Raw genomic sequence first — 10,848 nt, forward strand, 5'->3', positions numbered from 1 at the left:
CTGCGACACCGGATACACCGACTGGTCGGCCGGCGGCAGGCCGTCGAGCTCGGGCACCGCAACGAAATACGGCGCGACGGGGCGTTTCAGGAATTCCATCTCCCCGTCAGGGCCCTTGCGCACGTTGAGGTGATACCCCCACCGGCTGTCGTCCCGGCCGGGCAGATCGGCACGCTCGTGGTAGAGACCCCAGCGCGATTCGGTACGGGTCAGTGACGAGCGGGCCGCCAGTTCGGCGCAGTCCCGGATGAACGACACCTCGACCGCCCGCATCAGCTCGTGCGGGCTGCGTGCGCCCATCTCGGCGATCTCACCGCGCATCCGCTCGAAGGTCTGTACCGCCAGCGACAGCTTGGCGGCCGTCTTGGGCGGTGCGACATAGTCGTTGACGAACCGGCGCAGCTTGTATTCCACCTGCGGTTGCGGCGGGCCGTCAGGGTGGCGCAGCGGACGGTAGATCAGCTCGTGGGCCTCGGCCAGCTGGTCGACCGGAAGGTCCTGTGGCGCGGCGTTATCGGCCAGTGTGGACGCCGCGTGTGCGCCGGCCAGATCACCGAACACGAAGGCACCGATCATGTAGTTGTGGGGCACGCAGGCCAGGTCACCCGCCGCGTACAGGCCTGCCACGGTGGTGCGGGCGTGCTCGTCGACCCACACCCCCGACGCCGAATGCCCGGAGCACAAGCCGATCTCGGAGATGTGCATCTCCACGTCGTGAGTGCGGTAGTCGTGGCCGCGGTTGGCATGAAAGGTGCCCCGGGTGGGCCGTTCGGTGGTGTGCAGGATGTCCTCCAGCGCCGACAACGTCTCGTCGGGCAGGTGCGACACCTTGAGGTAGATCGGCCCCCGGGCGGAGTCGATCTCGGATTTGACCTCGGCCATCATCTGTCCGGACCAGTAGTCGGAGTCGACGAAGCGCTCCCCCAGCGCATTCACCTGATAGCCGCCGAACGGGTTGGCGACATAGGCGCAGGCCGGCCCGTTGTAGTCCTTGATCAACGGATTGACCTGGAAGCACTCAATGCCGGACAGCTCGGCGCCGGCGTGGTAGGCCATCGAGTAACCATCACCGGCGTTGGTGGGGTTCTCGTAGGTGCCGTACAGGTAGCCCGAGGCGGGCAACCCGAGCCGCCCGCACGGCCCGGTGGCCAGGATCACTGCCTTGGCGCCGACGGCGGCGAATTCACCGGTGCGGGTGTGCAATGCGGCCGCGCCGACCGCACGGCCGTCCCCGGTGAGCACGCGTACCGGCATGAGCCGGTTCTCGATGCGGATCTTCTCACGCATGGAGCGTTGCCGCAGCACGCGGTAGAGCGCCTTCTTGACGTCCTTGCCCTCGGGCATCGGCAACACGTAGGAGCCGGAGCGGTGTACGCGGCGCACCGCATACTCGCCGTGCTCGTCTTTTTCGAACTTCACCCCGTAGCGCTCCAGCCGCTGCACCATCGCAAAGCCGCGGGTGGCGGTCTGGTACACGGTGCGCTGGTTGATGATTCCGTCGTTGGCACGGGTGATCTCGGCGACGTAGTCCTCAGGTTCGGCCTTGCCGGGAATGACGGCGTTGTTGACCCCGTCCATGCCCATTGCCAGGGCGCCGGAGTGCCGCACGTGCGCCTTTTCCAGCAGCAGCACGCGGGCGCCGTGCTCGGCGGCGGTCAGGGCGGCCATGGTGCCTGCGGTGCCGCCGCCGATCACCAGCACGTCGCAGTCCAGCCGCAGCGGCTGGGAGGCATCCGGTATCTCGATCATGAATAGTCCAATGCGGAAAGGAGTTCGGCGCGCAACGCGGGCTCGGGCCGCGCGCTGCGCGGCTCGGGAACATCGGCCAGCGCCCGCAGTGGCTGCCCGGCACGGCCCAGCACCGCCACCCGGTCGCCGAGCGCCAGCGCCTCGTCGACGTCATGGGTGACGAACACGATCGTGGTCGGGTGGGTACGCCAGGTCTGGATCAGCAGTGCCTGCATCGCGGCGCGGGTCGCGCTGTCCAGGGCGCCGAACGGCTCGTCCATCAACACCGCACGGGGCGCCCCGGCCAGTCCCCGGGCCAACTGAACGCGTTGCCGCATCCCGCCGGAGAGGCTCTTGGGCAGATAGTCGCCGAACCCGCTCAGGCCCAGCTCGGTGATCCACCGGTCGGCTTGTGCCCGGCGCCCGCTGCGCGGCACACCGCGCAGCCGCAGCGCCAGCTCGATGTTGGACCGCACCGACCGCCACGGCAGCAGTGCGTTGTCCTGGAACACCATTGCCCTATCCCCCGAGGTGGTGACCATTGTGACGCCGTCGGCCAGCACTCGGCCGCGTTCGGGTGTCAACAGTCCGGCCAGGGCGCGCAGCACCGTCGACTTGCCACAGCCGGACGGTCCGGTCAGCACCAGGATCTCGCCGGGACGCACCGCCAGGCTCAGCTCGTCGATCACCGGGGAATCGGTGTAGGACAGCCGGATCCGCTCCAAAGTGAGGCTCATGCCGGCGGTCATCGCGCGTTCTCCTCGCTGCGCGGCAACCAGCGGGTCAGCCGGCGCCCGAGCACCTCCACCGCCGCCGACGTCGCGAAACCCAGCGCGCCGATGGTGATGATCCCGACGAACACATCGGGGTAGGCCAGCACCGTGTAGGCCTGCCAGGTGCGGTAGCCGATACCGAGGCGCCCGGAGATCATCTCCGCGGAGATCACGCAGATCCACGACACGCCCATCCCGACCGACAGGCCGCCGAAGACCCCGGGCAGGATCCCGGGAAACACCACCTGGCTCAGCACATCCCACCGGCCGCCGCCCAGCGTGCGGACCGAGTCCTCCCACAGCGTCGGCAGCGCACGGACCGCATGCCGGGTGCTGACCAGGATCGGGAAATAGGCGGCCAGGAAGGTGATGAACACGATGCCCTGTTCGCCGGCCGGGAACAGCAGGATCGCCACCGGCACGACGGCTATCGCCGGGATGGGTCGGAGCAGCTCGGTGATCGGCCCCAGCACGTCCGCGGCGACGCGGGAGCGGCCCAGCAGGATGCCGGTGGCCACCCCGGCGACGGCGGCCAGGCCGAATCCGGTCAGAATCCGGACCAGTGACTGGGCCAGGTCCAGCCAGTACGCCTCGGTGCCCAGCCGCCGCACCAGGGTGGCAAAGACCTCATTGACGGTGGGCAGGGTGTCGAATCGCAGCCACCAGCGCACGTCGGCCGCGGTCAGCAGCTGCCACACCCCGACCGCGGCGGCGACCGACGCCAGGCGCAGCAGCCAGGACCGTCGCACCGAGGCGTGCCGGCGCGGCGCTGCATCGACCGCTGCCGACACCGCCGGGCCACCGGTGACGACCGCGGTCATGCCGCGGCCGCCAGCGCCTGCTGGTAGTCAACCACGGTGCTGCCTGGATGCGCGGCCGCATAGCGCCGCGCCCCCGCGACGGTGTCGAAGGCCAGGTGGTGCCCGCCGTCGCGGACCCACGCCGACTTGTCGGCGAACCAGCGGGTGCCCAGTTCGGCGTCGTGCACATACGCCGCGCGGATGCGATCGCCGCGGGCGGTTGCGGCCCGCACGGCCCGCAACAGCTGGTCGGGATCGGCCACCCCCACCGTCGTCTCCGAACCCTGCAGCCACAGTTCGCCACCGGTCGTGGCGGGTCTGTCCAGGGCGACGACCGCTTTGTTGTAGTCCAGCTGGCGCTCGGCGAACGCCGCCCGCAGCGGTCCATCGTCGATGAAGCGGTCGATGTCGAAACCATCCAGGTTGGCGAAGTCACCGATCGACTTGAGGTAGGGCACATCGTTTTTCAACGCCGCGACCAACGCCGGTTTGACGGTGGTGTCGAACGATGTTCCGCCCGGCCCGTTGTAGAGGTAGACGACTTCCTGCGGCAGCCCGCTGCCCTCGGCGACGATCCGGGCCGCCTCCAGCGGCTTGCGGTTCAGGAAGTCGGTGGCGTCCAGCTGTGCCTGCAAAAACGCGTTGAGCACCTCCGGGTGCGATCGCGCGTAGCCGCGACGCACCACCACCCCGTGCAGGGTCGGGTGATTGAGCTCGGCGCCGTCGTAGAGCAGTCTCGCCCGGTCCTGGTAGACCAGCAGTCCGGGCCAGGCCACGAACTGCGACAGGCCCTCTACCTGCCCGGACTCCAGGGATGAGGCACCGACCTGTGGCTGCTGGTTGAGCACTTCGACGTGCGCCCCGGTACCGGCCAGCGCGCGCAGCAGGGTGCCGTGGCCCGCCGAGCCCACACTGGCCGACACTCGGGCCCCGGCCAGGTCTGCGAGCGTGTCGGCGCGCGAATCGGGCGCCACCACAACCATGTTCAGCGCACCGGCCGGGTGGTAGCCGGTCACCGAGACGATCGCGGTGCGGGCCTGCTCGCTATCGCGGGTGCGGATGCCGTTGACCAGCATCGGATAGTCGCCCATCGAGCCGATATCGATCTTCTCGGCGAGCATCTGCGCGGTGATCGGCGCCCCGGTGTCATAGTCCTGCCAGTCGACCCGGTAGCGGGTGCCGGTCCGGGCGGTGATGTCGGCGAGCCGGCGTTCCAGATAGCCACGGGCGCGCAGCAGCGTGCCGGCGGTAGCGGTGTTGATGGTCTTGGACTGGTAGCCCACGACCACGTCGACGGAATCACCCGCCGTGGCGGAATCCAGCGAGCACCCGGTGAATACCAGGCCGCACGCCAGCAGGATCAGGGTCTTCTTCATGAAACACCTTGGTGGTCACTATGTTCAGCGAAGCAGATAGGGCATGTTGACGGTGACGGCACCGGTCGGGCAGCGCGCCGCACACGGCCCGCAATACCAGCACTCGTCGACGTGCATGAAGGCCTTGCCGTTGTCCGGGTTGATCGCCAGCGAATCCAGCGGGCAGATGTCGACGCACAGCGTGCACCCGGTGATGCACAGCGACTCGTCGATGGTCACCGGGACGTCGGAACGGCTGTTGACCAGCGTCATGGATTGCTCCTTGTCAGGCTTCCGCGCATGGTGACCCGGTCACCGCGCATCCGGATGTATTCGAGGTCGACCGGTCTGCCGTCCTCAAAGCTGGTGAGCCGCTCCAGCATCAGCAGGGCCGCGCCGTCGGCCAGCTGCAGAATGGCCGCCGAGTGCGGGTCCGCCGGAATGGCCTCCAGCGCCAGCGTGGCATCGCCGAGCCGCTGCCCGCTGATCTGCTCGATCAGCGGGAACAGGTCGCTGTCCTCCAGTGGGTGGGCCAGCACGGCGTCGCCGATATCGGCCGGCAGATAGGTCTGATCCAGGCTCAGCGGCACGTCACCGAGGTATCGCAGCCGTTCGATGAACACCAGCGGCGCGCCGGCGTCCAGCAATAGTCGGCGGGCGATCGAGGGCGGGGCACCGACAACCGTCGCCACCCGCACTTCGTTGCGCACCTGGCCGTGACCGTCGAAGGTCTCCTGCAGACCGAGCAGGAGGTCCAACCCGTGGTCGTGTTTGTGTTGCGCCACCCGGGTCCCGGTTCGCGGTCCCCTGCTGATCAGTCCCTCGGCCTTCAGCGCACGCAGTGCCTCGCGAATGATATTGCGGGACACCACGAATTCTTCGGCGAGTTGCGACTCGCCGGGCAGCCCGTCGGCGTAGCCGCCGGCGTGGATCTGGTGGCGCAGCACGTCGGCGACCTGCCGCGCCCGGTCCGCGCGGCGGATCGGTTGGACTGCGACAGGTGCTTCGGCCATGCAGACACGTTAAGGGTCCACCGGCGCCGGATGACAGCGCCGCGAAACTCCGCTGACCAGCGGTTTGGCGCATTGCGCCACTCGGCGGTGTCCGGCTGCCAGCGGAAACCGGTCGCGGAGGCGCCATTGCGCCGGGGCGGCACCGGCTGCCCCGGGAAACAATCGCGGTGAGGAAAACCGGCCCCGAGCCGCGGGTTTCAGGACGGCGTGTCGGCCGGGGACGCGCACGCTCGCGGAGAAGTTGCCATGCGCGCCAGGGCGTCCTGGGTGAACACCGCCAGCCCCAGATCGGGGTTGTAGCCGTGGATCTCCTTGACGTCCAGTTCGGCCAGGAAGTACAGAATCTCCTTGGAGACCACCTGCCCGGGGACCAGCACCGGGAAGCCGGGCGGATACGGCACGACGAACGTGGTCGACACCAGCGTCTTGCCGTCGGCGACCCGGCGGCCGGCCTCGCCGAGCAGGACGTGCTCGCGATCGGACTCTTCGTAGCCGCCGTAGAACGCCGCCCTCATATCACCGAATCCGCTTGCACCGTCGGGCCGGAACGCATCGTCGAACTCGCTGAAGTCCGGAAGCGGCGGCAGGTCCTCGGTGATCTCCGCGATCCGGCGCTGCTGTAGCGCACGGTCATCGGTGCTGGCCGCATTCCAGGCCCGGTCCAGTTCGGTCGAGACGCGACGCAGCGCGTCGAGCAGATAGTGCACCGACGACCAGGTGACGCCGATGGTGAAGATCAGCAGCACGGAATTGATCGAGGTCTTGTTGATCTGAATCCCGAACTGCTTCATCAGGATGTTCTCGCGGAAGTCGTAGCCGTTCATGCCGGTCTTGCCGACGAACAGCGTGACCCGGGTCGGGTCCAGCACGAACTCGTCGGACCGCCACGCCTCGTTCCATTCCGCCAGCGCACCCTGGCGGACCTGGCGGTAGGAGCTGACCGTCGACTCCCGGAACCCGTCGGGCACCAGGTCGTCCTCGTCGAGGATGCGGAACCACTTGCTGATCAGCCGGTCTTTGCGGACCCGGTGGCGAAACACCAGCGCCATGTCGTAGACCCGCCGCACCATCTGGAAGCCTTCGATGTCCACCTGCCGGCGAGCCAGGTCCAGCGACGCCAGCAACTGCTGATTGGGCGACGTGGAGGTGTGGGTCAGAAACGCTTCGGTGAACGATTCGCGGGCCAGCGCATTGAAGTCCTGGTCGCGCACGTGGATCATCGAGGCCTGCCGCAGCGCCGACAGTGACTTGTGGGTGGAGTGGGTCGCATAGACCCGCACCCGTGTCGAAGGTGCCGGCAGCAGCCGGTGTTCGGCCCACTGGTCGCGCTCGACTCCCGCCATCGAGTCGCGCCAGGCCTGATACTCCCGGGCGTAGCCGGGTGAGGACAGCTTCGCCTCCAGGCGTTCGGCGGCGACCATCGCGGTGCGCTGCCGCGCCCAGGGCACCGCGGTCGCGAATGCATACCACGCCTCGTCCCACAGGAAGCAGATGTCCGGCTTGATCGCCAGGATCTCCTCCATCACCCGCTGCGGGTTGTAGACGACGCCGTCGAACGTGCAGTTGGTCAGCAGCAGCATCCGGACCCGGTGCAGCTGCCCGGCAGCCTCCAGGTCGAGTAGCGCTCGCTTGATGGTCTGCAGCGACACCGCACCGTAGATCGCGAACGGCGCCAGTGGATAGGCGTCCAGGTACAACGGGTAGGCACCCGCCAGCACCAGCCCGTAGTGGTGCGACTTGTGACAGTTGCGGTCGATCAGCACGATGTCGCCCGGCCGGGTCAGGGCCTGCACGACGATCTTGTTGGCCGTCGAGGTCCCGTTGGTGACGAAGTAGGTGTGGTCGGAGTTCCAGGTGTGCGCGGCCTTGTCCATCGCGACGCGGATGGTCCCGTGCGGGTCCAGCAGCGAGTCGAGCCCGCCGGACGTCGAGGAGGTCTCGGCCATGAAGATGTTGCGACCGTAGAACTCCCCCATGTCGTGTAGCGACCGGGAGTTGAAGATGCTGGCGCCGCGCGCCACCGGCAGGGCGTGGAACTGGCCGACCGGCTCGGCGGCATAAGCCCGCAACGCGTCGAAAAACGGCGTGGCGTAGCGTTTCCGGATTCCGGCGAGCACGGTGCTGTGCAGATCGGTGGCGTCGTTGAGCCGGTAGAAGGTTCGGTCGTAGACGTCCGGTTCGTCCTCGGTGTCGGCGGCGATCGATTCGTCGGTGAGCAGATACAGGTCGATGTGCGGCCGCAGCAGTCGCATCCATTCCCCGCATTCGATGGCGTCGTGGCCGCCGTCGACCGTCCCGCCGTCGTCGTTGGCGCCCAGCAGCGTGGTCATCAGCGGCACCCGGTCACGTGACCGCAACGGCAGGTCGTGCCGCACGATCGCCGCCTGGATCTCGCCGTTGAGCGCGACCGCGGTGACGGCGTCCTCGACGCTGGACACCACCAGCAGCTCGATCTGCACCTCGTCGTCGGGGTTGCGCAGCGCACGTAGGTTTTCCGCCAGGCTCTCCGGGGCGTCCGGCGGCGAGTCGTCGGCCAGCAGCACGGTGTAGAACTGCTGCTGACGGGCCCGGGCCACCAGTTCCTGTTCCGACAGCGGCGAGCTCAGATCGAACAGCGCCGCCCGGTCCCCGTAATCCGACAGCAGCCGCACCACCAGCGACACCTGTTCGGTCAGCGACACCGTTGCCATCGCCTCGAGATGGCCGCGGAACGCCGCCAGGTTCGCCGCCCCGGGAAACAGCCAGTACCGCTCGTAGGCGCCGATCCGGTCCAGCAGCCGCTTCACCCGCGCGGCGTGATGCGTGGTGTCCAGGTCGTTCCGGTTGGCCTCGGCGAGCTGACGACAGGCGTCGTCGAGCAGGTTCCAGGTGTCGACCCGCGAATACGATGGGTTCGCCACCGCCGCCAGCGCCGAGACCCGTAACCGTCGATTTCCCCTGTCGCCGCTTGGGTTCATAGGGCCAGTGTGCCGGTTCGGCGCGGGTACGGGGCGCTTTCGCCACCTCCGGTGTGCGGTTCGCAAGGGCCTAAGGCCCTACGATCCGGAAGCCAAAGGCCATGTCAGAACGGCGCGGTGGTGAGTAACGTCGGAATGGTGGGTGATATAGCCAACATCGACGCCTACACCGCCGCGCTGGCCGGTGCGCAGACCGCCGAGCAAGCCTGCGAACGACTTTCGGCCGCCGGCTTTCTCGCCGCGACGCAGGACGAGTCGGTCGTCATCGGTGACGGCGAGGCGACGGCCCGCCCGTTCGAGGGCGTCAACAAGATCGGCGATGCCTTCTTCCTGTGGTGCCTGCACGACCGCGACGGCGAGATCGTCCGGTGCGTCGCGCGGGGGCCGCAGGGCAGTTGCCCGCCCCGGCACTGAGGCCGGTCACTCCTCGGAGCCGGCCTCGGGTTCGGTGGCGACAGGCGCGGGCGGCATCGCAGCCGCTTCCCGGACCGCCTGCGATGCCGCCCGCAGCTGCGGTGTCACCAGCATCACCTGCCCCAGCACGCCGTTGACGAAGCCGGGCGAGTCATCGGTGGACAGCTCCTTGGCCAGTTTCACCGCCTCGTCGACGGCGACCGGCTCCGGGACGTCCTCGGCGTGCAGCAACTCCCAGATCGCCACCCGCAGGATCGCCCGGTCGACGGCCGGCAACCGCTCCAACTGCCAGCCCTGCAGGTGCGAGGTGATCAGGTCGTCGATATGAGCGCTGTGGGCGGACACGCCCTGCGCCACGGTGACCGTGTACGGGTGCAGTGCTGCCACATCGGGCTGCTCGCTGGCCAGCGCCGTCCGCAGCTCGGCGCCCTGCGCCGGCGTCAGCCCACGGGCTTCGGATTCGAACAGTAGATCCACCGCGCGCTTGCGTGCCTGATGCCGTCCTCTGACGGGCCTCGCGGGTCGCGGCGACTTTGCCTCCCCACCATCCGGCATGGTCAGGAGTTGACCCGGCCCAGGTAGCTGCCGTCGCGGGTGTCGACCTTCAGCTTGTCTCCGGTGTTGATGAACAGCGGAACATTGATCTGGGCGCCGGTCTCCACGGTGGCCGGCTTGGTGCCCGCACTGGAGCGGTCGCCCTGCAGGCCCGGCTCGGTGTGAGTGACCTCCAACTCGACGCTGACCGGCATCTCCAGGTACAGCGGCACCCCGTCGTGGAAGGCGATCTGCACCGGCATGCTCTCCAGCAGGTAGTTCGCCGAGTCGCCGACCATCGCCTCGGGCAGCGGGTGCTGCTCGTAGTCGGCGCTGTCCATGAAAACGAAGTCGGCGCCGTCGCGGTACAGGAAGGTGGCGTCCCGGCGGTCGACGGTGGCGGTCTCGACCTTCACCCCGGCGTTGTAGGTCTTGTCGACCACCTTGCCCGACACCACGTTCTTGAGCTTGGTGCGCACGAAGGCCGGCCCCTTGCCCGGCTTGACGTGCTGGAATTCGACGATCTGCCAGAGCTGGCCGTCGATCACCAGCACCAGTCCGTTCTTGAAGTCGGCAGTTGAGGCCACTTTTCCTACGTCTCCTAGAGAGTGGTCAGTTCCTTGGGGAACCGAGTCAGCAATTCCGGGTGCGTCCCCGCGGCTGCGGGTGAGTCACCGCCGACCACGAGCGTGTCCTCGATGCGGACGCCGCCACGATCGGCCAGATAGACGCCGGGCTCCACGGTCACCACAGCACCGGCAAGCAGTCTACCGTCGGCCGTCGCGTTGATTCCCGGCGCTTCGTGAATCCGCAGCCCGACGCCGTGGCCCAGGCCGTGCCCGAAGGTCTTGCCGTACCCCGCGTCGGCGATCACCGCTCGCGCGGCCGCGTCGACGTCGCGCAGCGCCGCACCCGGTCGCAGCGCCTCCCGGCCGGCGCGCTGGGCGGCCGCGACCACCTGATAGATCTCCTGCTGCCAGTCGGCCGGTGGGCCCAGCACGAAGGTGCGGGTCATGTCGGAGTGGTAGCCGGCCACCAGCGCGCCGAAGTCGATCTTGACGAAATCACCGGTGGCCAGCACCGCCTCGGTCGGCCGGTGGTGCGGTATCGCCGAATTCGGGCCGGCGGCCACGATGGTCTCGAAGGAGGCGGCATCGGCGCCGTGGTCGAGCAGCAACGCCTCCAGGTCCCGGGCGACCTCGCGTTCGGTGCGGCCCGGCCGCAGTCCTCCGCGCTCCACCAGGGCGCTCAGCGCAGCGTCGGCGGCCTCGCAG

The 10,848-nt window shown here is 68.5% G+C and carries 11 protein-coding genes; 1 reads left to right on the top strand and 10 read right to left on the bottom strand.

Annotated elements, in window-relative coordinates:
* The 7 genes from DQP56_RS19210 to DQP56_RS19240 all read right to left on the bottom strand — a co-directional run.
* Positions 1–1,749 (bottom strand): fumarate reductase/succinate dehydrogenase flavoprotein subunit (locus DQP56_RS19210; RefSeq protein ID WP_112688154.1); only part of this gene is annotated, 1,749 nt, incomplete at its 3' end.
* Positions 1,746–2,477, bottom strand: coding sequence for an ABC transporter ATP-binding protein (locus DQP56_RS19215; RefSeq protein WP_112688156.1), 732 nt, complete (start codon positions 2,475–2,477; stop codon positions 1,746–1,748). The genes DQP56_RS19210 and DQP56_RS19215, both read right to left, overlap by 4 nt.
* On the bottom strand, positions 2,474–3,322 hold the full coding sequence (locus tag DQP56_RS19220; RefSeq protein WP_112688158.1) for an ABC transporter permease: 849 nt from the start codon (positions 3,320–3,322) through the stop codon (positions 2,474–2,476). Before DQP56_RS19220 ends, DQP56_RS19215 begins: the two co-directional genes overlap by 4 nt.
* Positions 3,319–4,677, bottom strand: a complete 1,359-nt coding sequence (locus DQP56_RS19225; RefSeq protein ID WP_112688160.1) for an ABC transporter substrate-binding protein — start codon at positions 4,675–4,677, stop codon at positions 3,319–3,321. The genes DQP56_RS19220 and DQP56_RS19225 overlap by 4 nt, the downstream gene beginning before the upstream one ends.
* Before the next feature lie 24 nt (positions 4,678–4,701).
* Positions 4,702–4,929 (bottom strand): 4Fe-4S dicluster domain-containing protein, encoded by a 228-nt coding sequence (locus DQP56_RS19230; RefSeq protein ID WP_013829255.1) that lies wholly within the window; start codon positions 4,927–4,929, stop codon positions 4,702–4,704.
* On the bottom strand, positions 4,926–5,669 hold the full coding sequence (locus tag DQP56_RS19235; RefSeq protein WP_112688162.1) for a GntR family transcriptional regulator: 744 nt from the start codon (positions 5,667–5,669) through the stop codon (positions 4,926–4,928). Before DQP56_RS19235 ends, DQP56_RS19230 begins: the two co-directional genes overlap by 4 nt.
* 197 nt (positions 5,670–5,866) lie before the next feature.
* The gene (locus DQP56_RS19240; RefSeq protein WP_112688164.1) at positions 5,867–8,626 is read right to left on the bottom strand and encodes an aminotransferase class I/II-fold pyridoxal phosphate-dependent enzyme; all 2,760 of its coding nucleotides are present in this window, start codon (positions 8,624–8,626) and stop codon (positions 5,867–5,869) included.
* Between the two features lie 135 nt (positions 8,627–8,761).
* Here DQP56_RS19240 and DQP56_RS19245 point away from each other — a divergent pair, with 135 nt between their 5' ends.
* Positions 8,762–9,040, top strand: a complete 279-nt coding sequence (locus DQP56_RS19245) for a hypothetical protein (RefSeq protein WP_234825734.1) — start codon at positions 8,762–8,764, stop codon at positions 9,038–9,040.
* A gap of 6 nt (positions 9,041–9,046) precedes the next feature.
* Here the strand turns inward: DQP56_RS19245 and nusB are convergent, their stop codons facing one another.
* The 3 genes from nusB to DQP56_RS19260 form a co-directional block, all read right to left on the bottom strand.
* On the bottom strand, positions 9,047–9,595 hold the full coding sequence (nusB, locus tag DQP56_RS19250; RefSeq protein ID WP_112688166.1) for a transcription antitermination factor NusB: 549 nt from the start codon (positions 9,593–9,595) through the stop codon (positions 9,047–9,049).
* A gap of 2 nt (positions 9,596–9,597) precedes the next feature.
* Positions 9,598–10,161, bottom strand: coding sequence for an elongation factor P (gene efp, locus DQP56_RS19255; protein WP_112688168.1), 564 nt, complete (start codon positions 10,159–10,161; stop codon positions 9,598–9,600).
* A gap of 14 nt (positions 10,162–10,175) precedes the next feature.
* Positions 10,176–10,848: M24 family metallopeptidase (locus DQP56_RS19260; protein ID WP_114475782.1), on the bottom strand; the 673-nt coding region annotated here is incomplete at its 5' end.

Source organism: Mycolicibacter senuensis, assembly GCF_003284925.1.
Lineage (GTDB): Bacteria > Actinomycetota > Actinomycetes > Mycobacteriales > Mycobacteriaceae > Mycobacterium > Mycobacterium algericum_A.

Coding starts and splice junctions, on each gene's coding strand:
- DQP56_RS19215 (WP_112688156.1), bottom strand. CDS start 2,477: ATGACCGCCGGCATGAGCCTCACTTTGGAGCGGATCCGGCTGTCCTAC.
- DQP56_RS19220 (WP_112688158.1), bottom strand. CDS start 3,322: ATGACCGCGGTCGTCACCGGTGGCCCGGCGGTGTCGGCAGCGGTCGAT.
- DQP56_RS19225 (WP_112688160.1), bottom strand. CDS start 4,677: ATGAAGAAGACCCTGATCCTGCTGGCGTGCGGCCTGGTATTCACCGGG.
- DQP56_RS19230 (WP_013829255.1), bottom strand. CDS start 4,929: ATGACGCTGGTCAACAGCCGTTCCGACGTCCCGGTGACCATCGACGAG.
- DQP56_RS19235 (WP_112688162.1), bottom strand. CDS start 5,669: ATGGCCGAAGCACCTGTCGCAGTCCAACCGATCCGCCGCGCGGACCGG.
- DQP56_RS19240 (WP_112688164.1), bottom strand. CDS start 8,626: ATGAACCCAAGCGGCGACAGGGGAAATCGACGGTTACGGGTCTCGGCG.
- DQP56_RS19245 (WP_234825734.1), top strand. CDS start 8,762: ATGGTGGGTGATATAGCCAACATCGACGCCTACACCGCCGCGCTGGCC.
- nusB (WP_112688166.1), bottom strand. CDS start 9,595: ATGCCGGATGGTGGGGAGGCAAAGTCGCCGCGACCCGCGAGGCCCGTC.